Genomic DNA, 20,439 nt, shown 5'->3' with positions numbered 1-20,439 from the left:
GCGTGTCGGGGTTAAAGCTTCGCCAGTAAAGCCGTATGCACAACCGGCGGCAGGAAGGCGCTGACATCACCCTGATGGCGCGCCACTTCCTTCACCAGCGAAGAGGAGATAAACGAATATTGTCCGGAAGGCATCAGGAAGACGCTTTCAAGCTCCGGCAACAGATGGCGGTTCATCTGCGCCAGCTGCATCTCATATTCAAAGTCGGAAACGGCTCTGAGCCCCCGGATCAGCACGTTGGCTTGCCTGTCGCGGGCGAAATTCGCCATCAGATCGCTGAACCCCACGACCTCAACATTCGGAAGGTGAGCAACCACCTCTTTTGCCAGCGCTACGCGCTCTTCAAGTGAGAACATCGGTTTTTTGCTGGGGCTGGCGGCCACAGCCAGAACGATCCGATCAAACATCAATGCTGCGCGCGTCACGATATCAAGATGGCCATTCGTCATCGGGTCGAAGGTGCCGGGATAGATCGCTTTGGTGTTCATAGACCGCCTTTGCCGGAAGCGTGAGAGTGGTTCAGCGCCCAGAGCGCTGCATACTTATTAAAGGTGTACTGTGCATTGACCACCGCCAGAAGCCAGCCCTGCTTACCATCAAGAAAGCCTGCCCTCAGCACCAGCGTTTTGAAAAACGCGCCGAAAGTGTGTGCGAAAATAGAGAATATCCCGCAACGTTTACCCTGATGATGGCGCTGTTTAGCCCAGGCCTCTGCATAGGCAAACTGCTTCCACTGAAAGGCGGAAAAGTCCCGACAGGTCAGATGGAGGAGGTCCCCTTTCAGCGGCGTAACCTTCGCGCCCCGGGTTTCCAGCGATTCATGCACCTGATGGTCGTTGTAGTGATAGCTGGCGGGATAGAGGCGGGTGACGCGGTCAGGATACCAGCCGCTGTGGCGCATAAAGCGGCCAAGGAACAGGTTGCGCCGGCCCAGACTGTACACGGCTGCGGAAGCAGGACGCGCCAGCACCGCCTCAACAGAGGCACGCAGCTGCGGCGTCACCCGCTCATCGGTATCGATCATCAAAATCATGGCGTGGCTGGCGTAACTTTGCGCCAGCTGACGCTGTCTGCCGTAGCCATGCCATTCGGTAGAGTGGAAGACCTTAGCCCCATGCCGTTCTGCTATCTGTGGCGTGCCGTCACTGCTGCCTGAGTCCAGCAGGATAATTTCATCGGCCCAGCTGACGGACTCCAGACATTCTGGCAAAAGGTCGGCCGCGTTTTTGGCGATCAGCACCACCGATAAGGGCTGAGAAGACATTAGTGATTCCGCTGTGGCAGATGAGGTTCGAGTAACTGTAGCAGACGCTGCAGCGCCCCCTGATTCTGATGAAGCACTTCTACAGCATGACGGCCGTAATAGAGGCGGTAATCTTCATCAGTCAGCAGGGTGCCAATCTCTTTATCCAGCGAGTCGGCATCCGTCACGGTAATTAATCCGTCCGCCTGCGACAGCTTGGCACAGATATCTTTGAAGTTGAACGTATGTGGCCCCATCAGAACAGGAATGGCATGCGCGGCGGCTTCCAGAGGATTATGGCCTCCCCGTTCAACCAGGCTGCCGCCAACAAAGGCCACATCGGCAATCCCGTAGAGTAACATCAGCTCGCCCATTGTATCGCCAATCACCACCTGCGTGCTGCCGGAAGGGATCTCGCCGCTGCTGCGCAGGGTGTAACTGAAACCCGCTTTCTGCGTCATTTCGCGGGCAGTAGAGAACCGTTCAGGATGACGAGGCACCAGAATAAGCAGCAGACTTGGGAAACGGGCCAGCAGCTTGCGGTGCGCTTCCAGAATAATGCTCTCTTCACCCTCGTGCGTGCTGGTGGCGATCCATACCGGACGGCGGGGCGCCCACTGACGCCGCAGCGTGATGGCGCGGGCGGCCAGCTCCGGCGTAACAGAGATGTCGAACTTCAGGCTACCGGTGACGGTGAGCTGGGAACGCTTCAGGCCAAGGCTGATAAAGCGCTCACCATCTTCCTCATTTTGTGCCGCAATAAGCGTAATGCGTTGCAGCAGCTGCTGCATAAATTTTCCAAGCTTTTTATAGCCTTTGGCCGAACGCGCCGACAAACGGGCATTGGCAATCACCAGCGGGATCTTACGCTGGTGCAGCAGCGCAATCATGTTTGGCCAGAGCTCGGTTTCCATGATGATCACTAGACGAGGGTTCACATTATCCAGAAAACGGTTCATGGAGCCCGGCAGATCGTAGGGCAGATAAACATGGTGCACATCTTTGCCGAAGGCGGAAGCGGCACGCTCCGATCCCGTCGGCGTCATGGTAGTGACGGTGATAGGCATAGCGGGATAACGATGGCGTAACGCCCTCACCAGTGGCACTGCGGCCAGCGTCTCGCCAACGGAAACAGAGTGCAGCAAAATACCGTCTGGTTTTACTTTGCCTGCACAGTAGCCATAGCGCTCTGCCCAGCGTTTGCGGTAGGCGGGAGCCTTCCGGCCGCGGAGCCAGAGTCGGAGCCAAATCAGCGGCTGAATGAGATAGAGCAGAACGGTATAAAGTGTTGTCATCACAATGTTTATTAAGTGCGGAGACTTGCGCCAAAAATGCCGAAACAATAGGGCATGTTAGCAGATAAGTCGTTCACGCTCACACTTCTTATCGGGGCCGCTGTAACACTTGTTGATACAGCGCATGAAGTTGGCTGGCAAGCTGCTGTGGTGTACAGGGCAGAATGCGTTGACGGGCCAGATCGCCCATTCTGCTGTCCATCGTGCGCAGCGGAATGGCATCGGCTGCCGCAGTCAGCGCGGGAATATCCAGCGCATCACAGACAAATCCCTGCTGCCCCTGCACAATAAATTCTGCGCCGCCGCAGGTGAAACTGGTGATCACCGGCAGGCCGCACGCCATCGCTTCCAGAATCACGTTCGGGAAAGGATCGTACAGCGTCGGCAACAGCAGCCCATCCGCCGCATGATAGAAGGGGATGACGTTGTTCTGTACGCCAACAAAGTGTACGCGGCTTTCGCATCCCAGGCTCCGCGCAAGGTCAGCATAGTGTGACTGTTGCTTATCCTGACCCACCACCAGCAGGTGCGCATCGGTAGCGGCAACGGCAGTAATACTGGCTTTTAACCCTTTACGTTCAAAACCAGATCCGACGTAAATCAGGACCCGGATGTTGGCGGGAAGGTTCAGTTTTTCACGGGATTGCTGACGTTCTGCTGCTGTTGCAGGCTGAAAGCGTTGTGCATCAATGGCGTTATAGATAACCGCGAACTTCTCCTCCGGTACCTGAAAGCAGCGCATGATGTCGTTCTTCACCATCAGCGAATTACAGATAATTTTCTTAAGCGAGTCAGAGCGGAACATCTCCTCTTCCACCGCCATCACATAGCGATGATAACCGCTGAAGTGAGTAAGCAGGCGCTGAAAAGGGGGAACAATACGTGCGCGCTGTTCCAGCCAGACGCGATGAACCCCATCGCCTGCCCGAAAAATATCACAACCCGCAATGCGTTCATGACTCTGAACGATATCAAAATTCTCACGCTGCCAGCAGGCACGAGCCGCCTCTGCGAAGCCGCGTTCACGAGAAATCCGCCCCCATTTTTTGGGGTTACAGATGTGCAGATGCCAGTCTGGTTTTGGCTCACCCTGCCAGCTACGGGTAATGATGTTCAGTTCCAGCCGCTCATCGTCCAGCGCTTCAAGCGCGCGTGAGATAAACCGTTCGGCGCCGCCGTCGGGGCGATATTTCTGGCGCACAATAGCCAGTCTGACCTTACTCATCCAGATAGCTCCTGGCGGCTTTTACCACCTCTTCCAGTGGAATAGCGGAGAGATAACGCGTGGTTGTTTTGGTATCAATGCTGTCCGGTGAAGGCAAAGGTGCATAGTCCCCGGCCCAGATCACCTTGTTATTTTCGCCCCATGGACGCCACTGTTTCAGCTTGGTGGGGCCGAATAACGCAATACAAGGCGTATCCAGTGCAGCAGCCATATGCATCGGCGCCGAATCGACGCCGATAAACAGGCGGGCATGGTCTATCAGCGCGGCCAACTGCGTCAGGGTCAGCTGACCTGCCAGAGAGATAACCCGACGGTTCTGACATAATGAGAGGATATGATCGATCATCGCCCGCTCTTTTTTATCGGGCGCGGCGGTCAGCACAATATCATACTCATCAGAGGCGAGATGGTCTGTCAGCGCGGCCATTTTGTCATCTTCCCAGCACTTGAAAAGCCAGCGTGAGGTTGGCTGCAGGACAATATAGGGCCTGGGGGAAGTCTGGTGCTCTGCAAGCTTTGTCCGGGTGATATGCCAGTCATTCTCGCTGTAATGCATGGCGGCCGGAATGCCCTCAATGGGGATATTCAGCGGCTTAAGCGCCGTGAGGTTCTGCTCCGCCGTATGCAGGCTTCCATGCTGTGCCGTAGAGACGCGATGGGTATGCGCCAGCCGCCAGAACACGTTTTTGCGCTTGTTAAAATCAAACCCGATTCGCATTTTGGCCCCGGAAAGCAGGGTAAGGAGGGCGCTTCGCCATTGATCGGCAAGGTTAATGACCAGATCGTAATGGCACTGGCGCACAGAATTTGCCAGCGCTACTTCATGCCTGATGTGTTGCCACACGCCCTCTTTTTTCCAACCCCGGTCGATAAAATGAATCTGGCGGATGTCCGGATGAGCCTGCAGCATCGGTCGGGTTTCTTTATACAAAAGAACATCAATGCTGGCCTGAGGATACTGCCGGCGAAGAGCATGTATCACCGGCGTCGTGAGCAGCATGTCGCCGTGGTGGCGCAGCTTTATCAGCAGGATGTTCTGTGGCGTAAACGCAGAGGGCGATTGAAGAGTAGCCATACTCAGAAGGTCTCGAAGTCAAGTGGACCGATTGTAAGGGAAACCCTGCTAAGGGGAAAGTGAGTGAGCTTAACCATTAAGCTTTCCGCCAGCGATAAATGCGGCTCAGCCAGAGCAACAGCTGATACCACTGACGAGCGCCACGCGCGTTGCGCATCATTCTGCGCGGCGTTTTGCTGGTAATCAGGTCGGAGATCATCGCCTGTCGCGCATCAGCCTCAGGCTCACGACGGATAGAATGGCACACCGTCAGCGCTTCTTTCGTCACCTGCCGGTAGATAGAGGGAGCAATCTTCACCCTGTTTTTGTAGCGAAGGTTAATCTCATCCAGCATGCGGGCAATTTTAAGGTAATGGCGCTGATACTCGACGTTACGCATGCCGGTGCGTTTCTGATTGCTGATCGACTGGTCGTGAACATAATAGCGATACATCACCTCGTCGGTATAACGTACCCGACGGGCGTTCAGCATCAGCTCGGTTGTCCAGGGGATATCCTGATGATGCAGACCGGGCTCGAACAGTAAGTTGAGTTCTTCAATCAGCGCCCGGCGGTAGATGCCCAGCCAGACCACATGCAGATAACGATTAGTGGCTAGCGCTTTGCCCAGCCATTCGGCACCGCTCAGCACCGGGGTGGATTGCAGACGGTCAGTGGGGATCAAAGGTTTGGCATTATCACCGCCCCAAAAGACGCGCTCGGCATTGCACTGTGCCACATCCAGATCGTCCTGACGGGCCATGGCCATCAGCTTGCTGTACATCTCCGGGGCGAGTTTGTCGTCGGCATCGGGGAAGGTGACATACTGACCTTTAGCGACCGCCAGCCCGGCATTACGCGCCCGGGATACGCCGCCATTCTGCTGGTCGATGACCTGAATATGCGCATGCTCAGCGGCATAACGGTGCGCCATCGCGGCAGACTCATCCGTTGAGCCATCATTAACAATAATGATTTCAATAGATTGCAGCGTCTGCGACAGCAATGAGGCCATAAAAGGCTCGAAGCTTGTCCCGGCGTTGTACATGGGAATAATCACGCTCAGCTCAGGGGCTGAGGCTTCAGGATGCAGCATCATACTCAGGGTAAAGTCTCTTGAATCAAATGAGGCTTACGCGCACAGATAAAGTTATAAATATCATCCAGCTTGCGTTCATCAAGCTCAAAAAGCTGTTCAGCGGGATGACTAAATTTGTAGGGCGCATAGAAAATAAACGAGCTGGGTGCGATATGGTTAGGGCCGATCAGTAAAACATCGCCCAGTGGGCGCTGTTCTTCTACGCTACAAGGCCCATAAATCAAAATAATCGGCACATTTTGCGAGTCGGCTATATAAACATTGCCGGAATCTGACGCCACATAAAAGTCCATCTGGCTGATAGCATAAGGTAATCCCTCCAGGGAGACCCTGCCTATCAGGTTGACCAGATTATCGCGCTCACCTGTCACCTTATTGAGCTCATTTAAATGGTTAAGTTCATTCGGTGCGCCAAAAACATAGAACTGGCAGGGCAGTTCACTCAGGCGGTCAAACAATCTTTTCCAGATAACGGGCGGGATGGTCTTGGCCTGATTGCCTGCGGAGATACTGATGCCGATTTTGATTTTGTCGGTGATAAAGAGCTCTTCCGGCGCATCCGCAGGCTTCAGCAGAGGCTGCGTGGCGTGCTTAGGGTAACTCTCTTTAGTCAGCGACCGGTCCGCCAGCTTCAGATAATTCTCCAGCGTTAAGGTCGTTTTCTCATGTTCGACGGTGCCGGTGGCGGTCAGATAAAAAAGTGCCTGATACCACTTGCGGCGATACATAGACAAAAACTGTTTATTGGTCGCGTTACAGCAGGCGGCATAAAAAAGATTAGCGTTGTTCGGGTGCAGCAGATAAACGTTGTCATATCGGTTCATCAACCTGAACGCTAATTTAAGTTTGTTCAGCGTGCTGGTTTTGTGATCCTCAACGTAGAAGATCTCCTCAATAAAGGCGTCATTGCGAGCCAGCGGCGCAACGGCGCGGCTCAGCAAAGCATCACTCTGCTTAAGATGATGAAGAAGCGGCGTAATATTGACGAAATCGCCAATTTTAGCCGTCTGAATAACCAGATTACGCGTGCCTTTCTGATGCCTGAGCTTCATCAGAAGCTTCAGGGGCAAGATCAGCAAAAATAGCAACACATAATTCACGCTCTCTTCTCCCTGAGCTGGCTCGCCGTGCGGCTTCCCATCATAAAAGGCGGGATCGGGCTTGATGAGTCGTTTAGCAAAGAGCTCAGATAGCCGTTCCTGTAGGTGAGCGTTATCATGGGCTAAAAACCTTAGGCATTAAGTAAAAAAATGGGTTCGGGCTGTCAGTGTCACTGACAGACGGCTTATTCTACCCCTGAAACAGCAGGTCATGCTGAGGACCTTTGTTAATTAACTTTAATTAAATCAAGGTACTGTTTGCATATTGCTTCAATACTGTAAGCGTTCACATCAGGCGTGGACATTTCAGGCGGATGCAGATACACCTCTTTGATAGCGGCCGCCAGTGAATCATCATTCAGTTCTGCCAGCCCCCGGGAGAGCTCGCCGGTAAGAATACTGACCGGGCCGCCCGGGCACTTCGTACTGACCACTGGCGTATGGCAAATCAACGCTTCCACTAACACATTGCCAAACCCTTCACTGTCCGAGCTGACAACCAAAAGTCTGGCGTGCCGGATATAGGGGTAAGGATTGTCAACGAAGCCCTTAAAAATCACCTTGTCGCTGATATTTAATTCCGCTGCCAGCCTCTTTATCGCTGCTGTTACCTCTGGTCTTCCCTGGCCAATCAGCACCAGAGGCGCTTCCAGTCCGCTTTTAGCGTAAGCGCGAAGCAGCCTGTCGTGGCGTTTAGTTGGATGGAAACGTCCCACATGGATAACGTACTCCTGGCCTTCCAGGCTGCAAGGCTCCAGAGATAGTGATTCGATGGCGGCAAAATCGAAGGGATTATAAATGACCTTTTCGCGCTTTGGCTTCACATTAAAAGCGCGCTTGAGATCGTCTACCACATAGCGTGAAACGCCGATGATATTACGCTGCTGATAGATATTGCGCGTTTTGACTGTTTTCAACCACAGCGAAAATCCCGTGCGGCGGGCCAGATAGGAGGCTGAGAAAACGCCGTGCAGGCAATACCAGGTTCGGTGCGGGTTAAGGTGAGGGCAGCGGCGGACAATTCTGTCGGTCTTGTGCAAGTGCGAGACGATCAGGTCATAAGGGCCACCGCTCTGCTCGGCAAGGGTAATTTGCTTATCCAGCTGGACGGCGCGACGGTGCAGTTCGGTGAGTTTCCGCCACGGTTTTTTGCATTTATCCTGTATCACATGATAATCGAGACCGGCCGGAAGCGGATATTCGCACACCGCCCGCAATGAGAATAACGAAACCCGATGTCCGCGCTCAATCAGCCCTTTGGAAAGCGTCAATACCACTTTCTCTGCTCCACCACCGGGCAAGCCATCAATGATCATCAAAATGCGCTTGGACAATTTTTTACCCTTAAACAGAAAACGTGCGTCGGGCGCTATGCCGCCTCGGGTCGCGTATAATCAACCCACCTGCGAAAATCAGGGCGCTGATATGCGCTAACTTATTGTGCTGTTTCTATTAGCTGCCGTTATCTTAGAAAATTAACTGCAAGAGTGCCACAGCTGAATCGGACCCTGCTGGCCTGCGGTAAATCTCTTTGCGTCTCACAGGGCTGCTGCGTAACATAGCCCTGAGCCTATCAGGAGCCTCTACCCGGCATGAACAAACCAGCATTCTTAATCACCATTGATACGGAAGGTGACAACCTTTGGCGTAATCGTACCGGACAGGTTACGACTAAAAATGCGGGTTATCTCGCACGATTCCAGCAACTTTGCGAAAAATATGCTTTTAAGCCTACCTGGCTGACCAATTATGAGATGGCTGTCGATCCGGTCTATCAGGCGTTTGCCCGTGACGTGATTGCCCGTCGTCAGGGAGAGGTGGGAATGCACCTCCACGCCTGGTACAGCCCGCCGGACTATCAACTGACCAGCGATGACTGGCAGTTTCAGCCCTATCTGATCGAATACCCGGTTGAGGAGATGCGCAGGAAGATTGCGTATATGACGCAGCTGCTGGAAGAGACCTTCCAGACCAAAATGGTGAGTCACCGCGCCGGTCGCTGGGCCTTTGATGAGCGCTACGCTAAGTTGCTGATTGAATTCGGCTACAAGGTGGACTGCTCCGTCACGCCGCGCGTGAACTGGCAGTTTTCACCGGGCGCGCCTCAGGGTAAAGGCGGGACAAATTATACCCATTTCCCTGAGCACGCCTATTTCCTTAACGTGGAGGATATTTCCCGTGAAGGAGATTCGCCGCTGCTCGAAGTGCCGATGACCATCCAGTACAAGCACTCAGGTTTGATGAACAGCCTGAAGCAGGGATATGACAAACTCCGTGGTAAGCAACGCTCGCCTTCAGTTCACTGGCTTCGTCCCACCGGAGGCAACGTGCAACAAATGATTGGGGTGGCGGAAAAAACGCTGGCAGGCGGAGCGGACTATGTTGAGTTTATGCTTCACTCCTCCGAATTCATGCCTGACGGCAGCCCGACGTTTAAAAATGAAGCGGATATCGATCGTCTCTACAGCGATCTTGAGCAGCTGTTTAGCTGGTTGCAGAGCCGTACGGTCGGCATGACGCTGGCAGAATATGCGGCAACCAAAGTGCGCCAAAATTCCCCAAGTATTGGATGAGAGTAAAAATGACGATCGGTATCAAGAAGATGGATTTTCGGTCAGCGTTCTATTTCCTGGCGTTGGCCGCTACGCTGTTAACGATTATGGTGACCTTTATTGATGTAAAAGGGGCCAAGGTGCTTTTTTACTGGACCTTTTATTTCTCGCTGGCCGGGATTTTGTCAGACTGGAAAACCTGCGATAAATCAAGACTTTGGTTTATTGGTCTGTTAGCGGCGGTAGGGTTAAGCAAAGTGATCTGGTTTTACTGGGAGTACCTCGGTGACAGCCATTACAACCCTTTCAACGATTATCTGAACTCAGGAAAACGCCTTTTACTGGCCTGCGTTGTCGGTTACTGGCTGTTTTCACAAATGAAAAAACATTCGCTAAAGAGCTTCTGGCTACTGCGTAATGGTTTAATACTGGCCTTTGTTGCCGCCACTCTTTTTGGTTTCTACCAGTATTTCAGCGATATGCATCGGGTGGTATTTGCGCTGGATCGCGCAACAATCTCAGCCTATGGCTACGCTATGCTCTCCACGATGGTGCTGTTTTTACTCGCCTCCGAAAAGCATACCGTTGCAAATATTCTGCTCTGCCTGCTGGTTTTTTGTCTCTCCTATTTCATCCTTGTGCAGACCGGCACCCGAAATATGATGGCCGCCTGGCCGCTTATTATCCTCGTTGTTGGTCTGCTGCAGTTCCGCCACTTTGGCTGGAAATCACTCCTTGCGGTGCTGGCAGCGTTAGCCGTTGTGGTCGGTTTAAGTTATAAACCGATGATTGAGCCTAAACTGAATGCCACGATAAAGGAGTACAACACCTATGTCAGCTCGGACGGCAATAAGTTTGGTTCACTAACCTCGCGGCTGTCGATGTGGAAAGTCGGCGCATATTGTCTCAGCGAAGAGCCATTGGGCATGAAGTCTGAGGATCGTACCGCCTGCTTCCAGCACTATGTTAAAACCCGTCATCAGGAAAAAATCTCTCTGATGTATGAAAAAGTGCATTTGCATAATGAGCTGCTGGAGAGCGCCACGTTACAGGGCATCCAGGGAGCGTTAGTGATCCTGCTCTTTTATATCGCGCTGATTGTGTATGCCTGCCGTACGCGTAATGCCATGCTGCTGGCGGTGATGCTGGGCATCGTCGTGAGTGGGTTAACCGATGTGGTATTCATTAGCCGTGAACTGACCGTGTGTGTGGCGCTGATGCTGCTGGTGTGCGAGATGTTGAACACGCTGAAAATAGCCCCGGTCAGAAGCCAGCCAGACTGACACCCTCCGGGGTCTTCAAAGGCCCCGTTTACGTACCTTCAGCATTTTTCGTTTGTAGCTTAACCTGACCTTTCGGTGCAGAAGAAACTGAATCAGGTTCGTCTGGCCGATGCGTTCCCTGACAATCGCACCCTGCTCTGTTCCGCGCAAAGCGTCATGATAGCGATTGGCGATATCGATCCAGTGGCAGGTGATAAGCGGTGAAAAATGCGCAGGCAGGACCCTGTCCATCTGCTGCGTGGCGGCGATCAGACAGGCAATTTTCGGCTCGTCAATCGCGGATGAAAGGCTGGTGGCATGCTTGCGATAGAGATAAAAACCGCGATCGGAAAACAGCGTTTTCTGGCTTTGCGTCAGCAACAGTGGAAACAGCCAGGTATCCTCATAACAGATAAAATCGGGAAACGCGTGCGCCTGCAGCAGAGCGCGCGAGAAAAACTGGCCGATGAAATGTGCCTGATAATCCCGGTGGATCAGAAAGCGTTCAATGGCCTGATGCTGGGTCAGTTCCTCAGGCTCGGCGCTCTGCCACCGTGGCTCCGGCGTATGCTCACGGACTTCAATAATTTTGCTGAGAAGGATGCCCGGCTTGTGAACGCTCAGGGTATCGAGCCTTTCATGCAGCGCGCCGGGCAGAAGCCGATCGTCACTGTCCACCATCAGGATATAGTCCCCTGAGGCCAGCTGCACCGCGTGATTACGCGCTTTTCCTACATTGCGGTGCGTGGCGTAAACGTGGCTGAGCCGGGGGAGCCGCCGGGCATAGTTATCGATGATCGCCTGGGTACTGTCGGTTGAGGCATCATTGATGATGATAATCTCCGCCTTCTCCAGCGACTTCCCCAGTGAGGCGATAATGCTCTCCAGCGTGGCAGCAAGAAAACGCTCGCTGTTGTGAGCAGCAATCAAAATGCTTAGCTGGCAGGATGCGTTCATTCGCTGATAACCGCCGGGGGAGTCAGTAACGGCTGGAGCTGCGCCATCACATGTTGAGGAGTGATATCCGCCATATTATTTCCCTGCTCAGGACGCAGCACGCACTGATTTTTGCCATATCCGCCTATCAGCCCCGGATCGGTTGGGCCATAAAGGGTAATATTAGGGCGATCCAGCGCGGCGGTGAGATGGCTCAGGCCGGTATCCACCGACACCACGGCCAGTGCGCCTGCCAGTGTCCGGGCAACCTGCTCCAGGGTCAGTTTGGGCAGGACTTCAACAAACTCGAAGCCTTCTGCCAGCCTGATGGCGCGCTGATGTTCATGTTCAGCACCCCAGGGCAGCTTTATCTTCACGCCACTCTTTGCCAGCAGACCAATCAGCTCACGCCAGTGGCTCTCCGGCCAGTGCTTGGCATCCCGCGTGGTGGCATGCAGGAAGACCAGATACCTGCCTGCGTCCGCTGGCGATTCGCGCTGAAAATGTTGAGCAATAGCGTAGTCACCTTCGCTTTCGGGCAGAGGATAACCCAGGCTTTTTGCAAACAGTTCGCGCGTCCGCTCTACAGCATGCTGCTTTTTGCTGATCTCATGGCGTTTATCGTACCACCAGCTGGCAAAAGGCTCTCTGGCGCTGCGGCTGTCCTGCCCGTGCTTCTCGCCTTTGGCGATACGGGTAACCAGCGCGGCGCTTTTGATCAGGCCCTGTGCATCGATCACCAGATCATACGGGGTGGACTGCACATCGCGTTTAAACAGAAAACGCTCCTCCCGAACTTCACTGCCAAACCAGTGCTTACGCCAGCGGCGGATAGCTACGGGAATGACTCTTGCCACAGCGGGATGCCAGGCGGGGATCTGTGCAAATCCCTCTTCAACCACCCAGTCGAAACGGATGCCGGGAATAGCTCTCATCGCATCGGTCAGCGCAGGCAGCGTGTGTAACACATCGCCCATTGATGAGGTTTTAACAATCAGGACGTGCATGGTTTCTCCTGGCTTTCACCCAACAGGGTGTTCAGCTCGGCAATCACGCGCTCAGGTTTAATATCTATCAGGCTCTGATGGTAGCCCTCTGCTGCCTCGCCTTTACGCACCTTGTGATAACCGGTGATCAGGCGGATAACGCGCGCTTTCTCCGACAGCGGTGGCGTAAAGTCAGGGCTGCTGGGGCCATAAAGCGCAACCAGCGGACGGTCCAGCGCCGCAGCGATATGCATCAGGCCAGAATCGTTACTCACCACGGCACGGCAGTGCGCCAGCAGGATGACAGCCTGTTCCAGCTGTGTTTCCCCCGCCAGATTGCGGCACTGCGCGCGTGACTCTGGATGCAGGCTTTGCAGGATCTGTTCGCCCGTCTCTTTGTCCTTTGCCGAACCGAACAGGGCAATCTGATAGCCGTTGTCGATCAGCTGCTGCGCCAGGGCGGCATAATGATAATGCGGCCAGCGTTTAGCGGGACCGAATTCTGCGCCAGGGCAGAAACCGATAACCGGCCATTGTTCAGACAAACCAAACGCTTTCGCAACGACCAGCTTCTCTTCTTCTGCAACCTGTAACTTTGGCCACAGTAGCGGCTGAGGGAGATCTGCTGCGCGGGCAAAACGCTGCTTGTCATAAGCCAGCGCCACATAGCGTTCGACCATCAGCGGCCAGGCGGCTTTGTCCAGCACCCGCACGTCATTCAGCAGGCCGTAGCGCATCTCGCCCCGCCAGCCGGTGCGCGTTTTGATATCGGCAAAAAAGGGCACCAGCGCGGACTTAAAGGAGTTCGGCAGAACATAAGCTCTGTCGTACCCCTTACTGCGCAGCGCCTTGCCCAAACGCCGCCGTTCGCCCAGCTGCAGCGCGCCGTGCCCAAGCGGCATCGCCAGCGCTTCATTGACTTCAGGCATACGCGACAGCAGAGGACGGCACCACGCGGGCGCCATCACATCAATCACGGCGTCAGGTTCTGCGGCCTTCAGCGTGCGATAGAGACTCTGCGACATCATCATATCGCCAACCCAGGAGGGGCCGATTACCAGAATTTTCATTGCCGTGTCCCGTTACGCGTTACGGTTCAGCCATGCCATATATTCCGCTACGCCTTCTGCCACCGTTTTGAACGGTTTGTCATAGCCGGCGGCACGGAGTTTGGTCTGATCGGCCAGGGTATAAGCCTGATAACGGCCTTTGAGTTTTTCCGGGAAAGGAATGTATTCGATTTCCCCTCTCTGATGGAATTTGAGGGCGGCGTCAGCCACTTCCTGGAAGGATTCCGCGCGACCTGTACCGCAGTTAAAGATGCCGGAAACGTTGTTTTCCCAGAACCACAGGTTAACGGCAGCGACATCCTCAACGTAGATAAAGTCGCGCTTGAAGCCGTCGCTGCCTTCAAACAGCTTCGGGTTCTCGCCATTATTCAACTGGGTGTTGAGATGGAAAGCCACGCTGGCCATGCTGCCTTTATGCCCTTCACGGGGACCATAGACGTTGAAGTAACGGAAACCACACACCTGCGAGCCCGCCTCTGGCAGGATCTGACGCACATAGTGGTCAAACAGCATTTTGGAGTAGCCGTAAACGTTCAGCGGCTCTTCATACTGACGCTCTTCGATGAAATTGTCGTTACGACCGCCGTAGGTAGCAGCAGAGGAGGCGTACAGGAACGGGATTTCGTGCTCAAGGCAATAGTGCAGCAGCTCTTTGGAGTACTGATAGTTGTTATCCATCATGTACTTGCCATCCCACTCGGTAGTGGATGAACAGGCGCCTTCGTGGAAGATCGCTTCGATATCGCCGAGATCTTCATCCGCCAGGATGCTGATCAGAAAGTCTTCTTTATCCATATAATCGGCGATATCTAAATCCACCAGATTGGCAAATTTGGTGCCGTCTTTCAGGTTGTCGACCACCAGAATGTCAGTATGGCCTTTGTCATTCAGCGCTTTGATAATGTTGCTGCCAATAAATCCTGCGCCGCCGGTGACGATAATCATGAGCATTAACCTTTAAAGAGGAGGGTGAAACGGGAGGTTTCACACGCTAATGCCTCTTATCATAACATCTCATCTGGTAGCAGGCAGCCAGATGACTCCGTAACGGAATGTAATTCGCAAAAAAGCGCGTTAATTATGCTGCAATAATCACACTACACGATCTGTATCCTCGTCCCTTTCCGTTCCCTTCAGTAAGATATTCCGCTATTCAGCCTGTCCCGGAGTATGAAAATGTCATTGCCATTTTATCAGCAGCTTACGCAACAACTGCGCGAGGTTGAAGAGGAAGGATTGTTCAAAACAGAGCGCCTGATCACTTCTGCTCAGCAGGCCGATATCGCCCTTGAGAGCGGCGGCCATGCGATCAATTTCTGCGCCAATAACTACCTTGGCCTGGCTAATCACCCCGCGCTGATTGCCGCCGCAAAAGAGGGCATGGAGAGCCACGGTTTTGGGATGGCGTCGGTACGGTTCATCTGCGGTACCCAGGACAGCCACAAGCTGCTGGAGCAGAAGCTGGCAGAGTTTCTTCATATGGAAGATGCCATTCTCTACTCCTCCTGTTTTGATGCCAACGGAGGCCTGTTCGAAACGCTGCTGGGCGTGGAAGATGCCGTGATTTCCGATGCGCTGAATCATGCCTCGATTATTGATGGCGTCAGGCTTTGCAAAGCGAAGCGCTACCGCTATGCCAACAACGATATGGCTGAGCTTGAGGCAAGACTGGAAGAGGCCAGAGCAGCGGGCGCAAGGCATATCATGATCGCTACCGATGGCGTTTTCTCGATGGATGGCGTGATTGCCAATCTCAAAGGGATTTGCGATCTGGCGGACCGCTATGGGGCGCTGGTGATGGTGGATGATTCTCATGCCGTGGGCTTCGTCGGCGCGGGCGGCCGTGGAACCCATGAGTATTGTGAAGTGATGGGGCGGGTCGACATTATTACCGGCACGCTGGGTAAAGCGCTGGGCGGGGCTTCCGGCGGCTACACGGCAGGAAAAAAGGAGGTGATTGAATGGCTTCGCCAGCGGTCACGCCCCTATCTTTTCTCCAACTCACTGGCACCGGCTATCGTCGCGGCGTCACTGCGCGTTTTAGATATGCTGACTGAGGGAGACGGCCTGCGTCAGCGGCTGTGGGAGAACGTAAGGTTCTTCCGTACTGAGATGAGCAAAGCGGGCTTTACCCTGGCCGGGGCCGATCACGCCATTATCCCGGTGATGCTGGGTGATGCCCGGGTCGCACAGGAGTTTTCCCGCCTGCTTCAGCAGGAAGGCATATTTGTGACCGGTTTCTTCTATCCGGTGGTGCCAAAAAATCAGGCGCGTATCCGCACGCAGATTTCTGCGGGGCACAGCCACGAGCAGCTGGTGCATGCAATCGATGCGTTCACCCGAATCGGCAAACAACTTGGCGTGATCGCCTGACAGGAGCGGTAATGAAAGCGTTAGCAAAACTGCGGGCGGAAGAGGGGATTTGGCTGATCAACGATGCGCCAGTTCCGGAGCCAGGCCATAACGATCTGCTGATTAAAATCCGTAAAACGGCTATCTGCGGCACAGACGTGCACATTTATAACTGGGATGAGTGGTCGCAGAAAACCATTCCCGTCCCGATGATCACCGGGCATGAATATGTCGGCGAGGTCGTAGGTATGGGAGAGGAGGTAAAGGGGTTTTCGCTGGGGGATCGCGTTTCGGGCGAAGGGCATATCACCTGTGGGCATTGCCGAAACTGTCGTGCGGGAAGAACGCATCTTTGCCGTAATACCGTGGGCGTTGGCGTTAATCGCCAGGGATGCTTTGCAGAGTATCTGGTGATCCCGGCGTTTAATGCATTCCGCATCCCGGACAATATTTCCGATGAGCTGGCAGCGATATTTGATCCCTTTGGCAACGCGGTGCATACCGCTTTATCCTTCGACTTAGTCGGTGAGGATGTGCTGATTTCAGGCGCCGGGCCGATTGGCATTATGGCGGCAGCCATCTGCCGTCACGTGGGGGCCAGGCATGTGGTGATTACTGATATTAACGATTATCGCCTCGATCTGGCTCGGAAAGCGGGCGTAACGCGGGCGGTGAACGTCAGCCGTGAGGATCTGGCTGGGGTCATGCAGGAGCTGGGGATGACGGAAGGTTTCGACGTCGGGCTGGAGATGTCGGGCGCGCCAGCGGCCTTTCGCAGCCTGCTCAGCGTCATGAATCATGGTGGACGGATTGCACTGCTGGGTATTCCGCCGTCAGAGATGTCCATTGACTGGAATCAGGTCATTTTCAAAGGGCTGTTTATCAAAGGCATTTATGGACGGGAAATGTTCGAGACCTGGTATAAAATGGCGGCGCTGATCCAGTCAGGGCTGGACATTACGCCAATTATTACCCATCGCTACGGGATTGATGATTTTCAGGCTGGCTTTGATCAGATGCGTTCCGGGCAGTCGGGCAAGGTGATCCTGGACTGGAGCTGAACGTCAGAGCCGGTGTGAAAACCGGCTCTGCACTGCTGATAACAGGGGCAGCATGGAGGCCAACCCTGCTGCATTTACTGCTGCTTTTCAGCATCCGTCAGATAACGGACTTTACGGGTGTAGTCCTGACCCTTAAAGGTCAAAGGTGCATCAGGCGATTCAAGGTATTTCTGCCATTCGGCAAGAGGAAAGCCACCATGAGCGCCAACCACTTCTTTGGGGATCGCAGCCGTGCTGCCGCCGATCTTTTTCGAAACTGGCCAGTTCATCCAGTCGCCAAGATTCACCGTTTTCAGATCCAGCATATCCAGCAGCGCCGCCAGCGGCAGCTGATCGGTTGGAGGCTGTGAATCATCCATCAATTCCCAGGTATCCTGAAAAAGCGTCAGCCACAACGGACAGATGCGGCTCCAGGTTTTTCGCGTTGCGGCCAGAAACGCACCGTTGACGTGATCCACGATGTAGGGCCGGACGCTGTTGCGATAATAAGCAGGCCGATTCTGTTCCGGCGCTTTTGCCAGCTTGGCTATCATCTTGCCCTGACGGAAACTGGAATAAATATGTCCGTCATGCATATTAATTTCAGGCATTTGCAGCAGGTTGAGATCGGAATCGATCATCAATATTCCCTCCGTGCGGGCCTGCAACGGCGCCTGGAGCTTGATTAAACGGCTACGGTAAATCTGCTTATAGCGGTAGCTCTCTTCGCGCAGCGGCACGTCCAGCGTGACCACGCGGGTCCTGGCAGGAAGCTCACCGAACTGCGCTTCAGGCTGGTCAGAAACAATCACAATCTCTTCAGCCTGTGGGGCAAAGCGGGAAGCAAAAAGCGCGCTGAGCCGGGCCTCTTCAACAAAATCTGCGCCCGTGCAGGGGATCACCACCGAGGTGACCGGAACGCTGCCCTGCACCTCTTTCTGCTGATAAGGGAGGTTGTGGCGTGAGCGAATATAGCGAAATTGAGGTTTTAAAAATTCAAACATGCGATGAGTTTCCATGGGACGCATTTTTCAAAATAGTTTCCACGCCAGCGACATAATGTTCAATAGCATAGTGCGCTTTCACGTTAGCGTTAGCCTGCTGCAACAACGCTGTGCGTTTACCGGCATCCAGATAGAGCGTTTTCATCTGCTCAAACAGCGCCTGGGTGTCGCCATAATTAAACAGTAACCCCGTTTTGTCGTGCGCGATAAGTTCAGCCGTGCCGGTGACGTTCGAGCCAATCACCGCGGTATTCAACAGCATCGCTTCCAGCACCACACGCGGCAGGCCTTCACTTTTAGAGGCCAGAATAAACACATCAAAGGCGGCAAGGTAGTCGAGCGCATTAGCGCGAAAACCGGTAAACATCAGGCGGTCGGCAATGCCTGCCTGGACAGCCTGACGCCTGAGCGCCGCCTCTTCCGGACCTTCGCCCAGGATCACCATGCGCCAGTCGGCCTGCGGAAATTCAGCGGCGAACTTCTCCAGCGCCTGCAAAATATGGTGGTTAGATTTACGGGGGATCAGGGAGCCGATACTGCCGAACACAAAACACTCTTCGCTGACCTGTAGCAGTTGCTGACGCATTTCGGCGCGCGCTGGCAGAGGTTGCCAGATATCAATGGCATTAAACACGGTGAAGCATTTTTCAGGCTTCACCCCATTGGCGACCAGTACGTTACGTACACCGTCAGAAACGGCGATAATGGCATCTGCCCGCTGATTCACAATGGCAACCAGATCGCGGTTCAGAACCGGCTCAATGCGGCAATGCTGCACTACCGTCACAGGCAAACCGGCTGCGGCCAGGTAGCCTTCCGCATTAGAGCCGGGTTGATTATTCATATAGAGCAGATCGCTGTCGGCAAGAGCCTGACGAATTTGCCTGGCATTGGGCTGGATCCGCCAGCGCATATCGACCCAACGGGTGGTTTTCTGGCGCAGGGAACGGCTGAAGAACACCAGCGATCGCAGCAGTTCTTTAGTGATTTTGGCCCAGCGTGGCTGTTTGCGCTGGTTGATAAAAATGACCGGGATACCCAGCGATTCCAGTACCTGACCTATAGAGTCGCCTTTGCCGCGCCGGTAGTTATGGTAAAAGCAGCAGCGGATGTCGAACCGGGTGCGATCGATACGCTTAAGCAGCTCCAACATACTGTTGGTGCCGCCACCCCACTCATTGCCGGTATCCAGTAACAGAATTTTTCTACGCTGATCTGCCATGCGGCCAACTCAAGTGATTACGCCCCCAACGGAGTCAGGGGCGAGGCAAAAAGATTAAGGTTGGGAGCCGAGACTGAGCGTCAACCCGCTGAAGTTTGTTTCGATATAACGCATACCGGCGCTGTTGCCAATGCTGTCCGCCACCACGCCTAACGCACGGGTTGCCGGAACGGGCTGCAGCGTAACCGGGCAGCTCTTCACGCCATGGAAGGGATTACGTGGCTTAGCAGCGGGGAGCGGATTCCCGCCAGGCAGCGGTCTGTGACTGCTGTTTTGCGGCTCGTTCAGCAACTGGCTGGGGCGAACCAGCGTGATATCCGCCGGGAGCGTTGGCAGCATCTGCTGTAAAACCCGCACCGTTGTCGGATGAGGGTGACCAATGGCGATAGCTGAACCGTCCCGCTGCGCCAGGCGCACGGCGCGAGTAAACTGTTTGCGGATATCCGCTTCGTTCTGCGTGTCGTCCAGGAAGACGCGGCGTTTGATCACTTTGACGCTGGTACCGTCAGCCGCGCGAGTCGACTGGCTGTTGCCAATGGTCATGCTGTCCAGGAAGTAGAAATTGTAGTGATTCAGAACCTGCATCACTTTTTGCATTCCGGGGAGGCTGGAAGTCATAGCGCTGCCCATATGGTTATTCAGCCCAACAGCATAGGGCACATCCGCTACTGCCTCCCGGATGATGCGCTCAATTTCTGCACTGGACATATCAGGACGCAGGGTGTCTTTCTCCAGCGGCTGTTTGCTGAGCGGCGCCATAGGCAGATGGATAAGTACCTCATGCCCGCGCTGATGCGCTTTGGTGGCCATTTCACGCGCGTGGGGCGCGTTAGGGAGCACGGCGACAGAGATCGTTGCTGGCATCTGCAGCACCTGATTTTCCTGCGCGGGGCGATAGCCAAAATCATCAATGACGATAGAGAGTTTGCCTGCGTGTGCCGAACAGGCCATCAGCAGGCCCGCCAGCACGCCGCTGATTTTGCGAAGCTGTAACAAAAG

The 20,439-nt window shown here is 54.2% G+C and carries 19 protein-coding genes; 4 read left to right on the top strand and 15 right to left on the bottom strand.

The genetic code is table 11. The annotated features are described in order from the left end of the window. Nucleotides 1-11 precede the first annotated feature (11 nt). From coaD to Q3V30_RS20930, 8 genes are all read right to left on the bottom strand, one after another. The gene (gene coaD, locus Q3V30_RS20965) at nt 12-488 is read right to left on the bottom strand and encodes a pantetheine-phosphate adenylyltransferase (protein WP_306209119.1); all 477 of its coding nucleotides are present in this window, start codon (nt 486-488) and stop codon (nt 12-14) included. Continuing rightward, entirely contained in the window at nt 485-1,264 is a 780-nt protein-coding gene (locus Q3V30_RS20960; RefSeq protein WP_306209118.1) for a glycosyltransferase family 2 protein, read from the bottom strand. Before Q3V30_RS20960 ends, coaD begins: the two co-directional genes overlap by 4 nt. Next, on the bottom strand, nt 1,264-2,538 hold the full coding sequence (gene waaA, locus Q3V30_RS20955) for a lipid IV(A) 3-deoxy-D-manno-octulosonic acid transferase (protein ID WP_306209116.1): 1,275 nt from the start codon (nt 2,536-2,538) through the stop codon (nt 1,264-1,266). Before waaA ends, Q3V30_RS20960 begins: the two co-directional genes overlap by 1 nt. Before the next feature lie 88 nt (nt 2,539-2,626). Then, entirely contained in the window at nt 2,627-3,763 is a 1,137-nt protein-coding gene (locus Q3V30_RS20950; protein ID WP_306209114.1) for a glycosyltransferase family 4 protein, read from the bottom strand. Beyond that, nucleotides 3,756-4,838, bottom strand: a complete 1,083-nt coding sequence (rfaQ, locus tag Q3V30_RS20945; RefSeq protein ID WP_306209112.1) for a putative lipopolysaccharide heptosyltransferase III — start codon at nt 4,836-4,838, stop codon at nt 3,756-3,758. Before rfaQ ends, Q3V30_RS20950 begins: the two co-directional genes overlap by 8 nt. Nucleotides 4,839-4,914: 76 nt before the next feature. Then, nucleotides 4,915-5,916 (bottom strand): glycosyltransferase, encoded by a 1,002-nt coding sequence (locus tag Q3V30_RS20940; protein WP_428979222.1) that lies wholly within the window; start codon nt 5,914-5,916, stop codon nt 4,915-4,917. Between the two features lie 2 nt (nt 5,917-5,918). Beyond that, complete coding sequence (locus tag Q3V30_RS20935; RefSeq protein ID WP_306209110.1) at nt 5,919-7,016, bottom strand: glycosyltransferase family 9 protein; 1,098 nt, start codon at nt 7,014-7,016, stop codon at nt 5,919-5,921. Nucleotides 7,017-7,243: 227 nt separating this feature from the next. Beyond that, nucleotides 7,244-8,350 carry a glycosyltransferase gene (locus Q3V30_RS20930; RefSeq protein ID WP_428979221.1) on the bottom strand — a complete coding sequence of 369 codons (1,107 nt, stop codon included), beginning with the start codon at nt 8,348-8,350 and terminating at the stop codon, nt 7,244-7,246. A gap of 258 nt (nt 8,351-8,608) precedes the next feature. On the opposite strand from Q3V30_RS20930, the gene Q3V30_RS20925 reads away from it, so the two are divergent. Both Q3V30_RS20925 and Q3V30_RS20920 read left to right on the top strand, forming a co-directional pair. Continuing rightward, on the top strand, nt 8,609-9,589 hold the full coding sequence (locus Q3V30_RS20925) for a polysaccharide deacetylase family protein (RefSeq protein WP_306209108.1): 981 nt from the start codon (nt 8,609-8,611) through the stop codon (nt 9,587-9,589). An 8-nt stretch (nt 9,590-9,597) separates the two neighbouring features. Next, nucleotides 9,598-10,851, top strand: a complete 1,254-nt coding sequence (locus tag Q3V30_RS20920) for an O-antigen ligase family protein (protein WP_306209106.1) — start codon at nt 9,598-9,600, stop codon at nt 10,849-10,851. 15 nt (nt 10,852-10,866) lie between these two features. Here the strand turns inward: Q3V30_RS20920 and Q3V30_RS20915 are convergent, their stop codons facing one another. The 4 genes from Q3V30_RS20915 to rfaD are packed head-to-tail and all read right to left on the bottom strand — an operon-like array spanning nt 10,867 to nt 14,767. Continuing rightward, nucleotides 10,867-11,787 (bottom strand): glycosyltransferase family 2 protein, encoded by a 921-nt coding sequence (locus Q3V30_RS20915; protein ID WP_306209104.1) that lies wholly within the window; start codon nt 11,785-11,787, stop codon nt 10,867-10,869. Next, nucleotides 11,784-12,773: a lipopolysaccharide heptosyltransferase RfaC gene (gene rfaC, locus Q3V30_RS20910; RefSeq protein ID WP_306209102.1), complete on the bottom strand. Its 990-nt coding sequence runs from the start codon at nt 12,771-12,773 to the stop codon at nt 11,784-11,786. The genes Q3V30_RS20915 and rfaC overlap by 4 nt, the downstream gene beginning before the upstream one ends. After that, nucleotides 12,761-13,822, bottom strand: coding sequence for an ADP-heptose--LPS heptosyltransferase RfaF (gene rfaF / locus Q3V30_RS20905; RefSeq protein WP_306209100.1), 1,062 nt, complete (start codon nt 13,820-13,822; stop codon nt 12,761-12,763). Before rfaF ends, rfaC begins: the two co-directional genes overlap by 13 nt. A gap of 12 nt (nt 13,823-13,834) precedes the next feature. Beyond that, entirely contained in the window at nt 13,835-14,767 is a 933-nt protein-coding gene (gene rfaD / locus Q3V30_RS20900; RefSeq protein WP_306209098.1) for an ADP-glyceromanno-heptose 6-epimerase, read from the bottom strand. Between the two features lie 231 nt (nt 14,768-14,998). Here rfaD and Q3V30_RS20895 point away from each other — a divergent pair, with 231 nt between their 5' ends. Next, nucleotides 14,999-16,195 (top strand): glycine C-acetyltransferase, encoded by a 1,197-nt coding sequence (locus Q3V30_RS20895; RefSeq protein ID WP_306209096.1) that lies wholly within the window; start codon nt 14,999-15,001, stop codon nt 16,193-16,195. A gap of 11 nt (nt 16,196-16,206) precedes the next feature. After that, nucleotides 16,207-17,235: an L-threonine 3-dehydrogenase gene (gene tdh / locus Q3V30_RS20890; RefSeq protein ID WP_306209093.1), complete on the top strand. Its 1,029-nt coding sequence runs from the start codon at nt 16,207-16,209 to the stop codon at nt 17,233-17,235. Nucleotides 17,236-17,309: 74 nt separating this feature from the next. Here tdh and Q3V30_RS20885 read toward each other — a convergent pair whose 3' ends face one another. The 3 genes from Q3V30_RS20885 to Q3V30_RS20875 are packed head-to-tail and all read right to left on the bottom strand — an operon-like array spanning nt 17,310 to nt 20,436. After that, nucleotides 17,310-18,218: a hypothetical protein gene (locus tag Q3V30_RS20885; RefSeq protein WP_306209091.1), complete on the bottom strand. Its 909-nt coding sequence runs from the start codon at nt 18,216-18,218 to the stop codon at nt 17,310-17,312. Beyond that, a complete protein-coding gene (locus Q3V30_RS20880; RefSeq protein ID WP_306209089.1) occupies nt 18,211-19,440 on the bottom strand; it encodes a glycosyltransferase in 1,230 nt (409 codons plus the stop codon). Before Q3V30_RS20880 ends, Q3V30_RS20885 begins: the two co-directional genes overlap by 8 nt. Nucleotides 19,441-19,494: 54 nt before the next feature. Beyond that, nucleotides 19,495-20,436 (bottom strand): divergent polysaccharide deacetylase family protein, encoded by a 942-nt coding sequence (locus Q3V30_RS20875; protein WP_306209087.1) that lies wholly within the window; start codon nt 20,434-20,436, stop codon nt 19,495-19,497. Between the last annotated feature and the right edge of the window lie 3 nt (nt 20,437-20,439).

Source organism: Erwinia pyri (assembly GCF_030758455.1).
In the GTDB taxonomy this organism is placed as follows: domain Bacteria; phylum Pseudomonadota; class Gammaproteobacteria; order Enterobacterales; family Enterobacteriaceae; genus Erwinia; species Erwinia pyri.
Note: the sequence above shows the minus strand (reverse complement) of the source record. Positions and strands in the feature narration are given on the sequence as shown.

Coding starts and splice junctions, on each gene's coding strand:
- Q3V30_RS20925 (WP_306209108.1), top strand. CDS start 8,609: ATGAACAAACCAGCATTCTTAATCACCATTGATACGGAAGGTGACAAC.
- waaA (WP_306209116.1), bottom strand. CDS start 2,538: ATGACAACACTTTATACCGTTCTGCTCTATCTCATTCAGCCGCTGATT.
- Q3V30_RS20950 (WP_306209114.1), bottom strand. CDS start 3,763: ATGAGTAAGGTCAGACTGGCTATTGTGCGCCAGAAATATCGCCCCGAC.
- Q3V30_RS20920 (WP_306209106.1), top strand. CDS start 9,598: ATGACGATCGGTATCAAGAAGATGGATTTTCGGTCAGCGTTCTATTTC.
- coaD (WP_306209119.1), bottom strand. CDS start 488: ATGAACACCAAAGCGATCTATCCCGGCACCTTCGACCCGATGACGAAT.
- rfaQ (WP_306209112.1), bottom strand. CDS start 4,838: ATGGCTACTCTTCAATCGCCCTCTGCGTTTACGCCACAGAACATCCTG.
- Q3V30_RS20895 (WP_306209096.1), top strand. CDS start 14,999: ATGTCATTGCCATTTTATCAGCAGCTTACGCAACAACTGCGCGAGGTT.
- Q3V30_RS20915 (WP_306209104.1), bottom strand. CDS start 11,787: ATGAACGCATCCTGCCAGCTAAGCATTTTGATTGCTGCTCACAACAGC.
- rfaC (WP_306209102.1), bottom strand. CDS start 12,773: ATGCACGTCCTGATTGTTAAAACCTCATCAATGGGCGATGTGTTACAC.
- Q3V30_RS20885 (WP_306209091.1), bottom strand. CDS start 18,218: ATGTTTGAATTTTTAAAACCTCAATTTCGCTATATTCGCTCACGCCAC.
- Q3V30_RS20960 (WP_306209118.1), bottom strand. CDS start 1,264: ATGTCTTCTCAGCCCTTATCGGTGGTGCTGATCGCCAAAAACGCGGCC.
- rfaD (WP_306209098.1), bottom strand. CDS start 14,767: ATGATTATCGTCACCGGCGGCGCAGGATTTATTGGCAGCAACATTATC.
- Q3V30_RS20880 (WP_306209089.1), bottom strand. CDS start 19,440: ATGGCAGATCAGCGTAGAAAAATTCTGTTACTGGATACCGGCAATGAG.
- rfaF (WP_306209100.1), bottom strand. CDS start 13,822: ATGAAAATTCTGGTAATCGGCCCCTCCTGGGTTGGCGATATGATGATG.
- tdh (WP_306209093.1), top strand. CDS start 16,207: ATGAAAGCGTTAGCAAAACTGCGGGCGGAAGAGGGGATTTGGCTGATC.
- Q3V30_RS20940 (WP_428979222.1), bottom strand. CDS start 5,916: ATGATGCTGCATCCTGAAGCCTCAGCCCCTGAGCTGAGCGTGATTATT.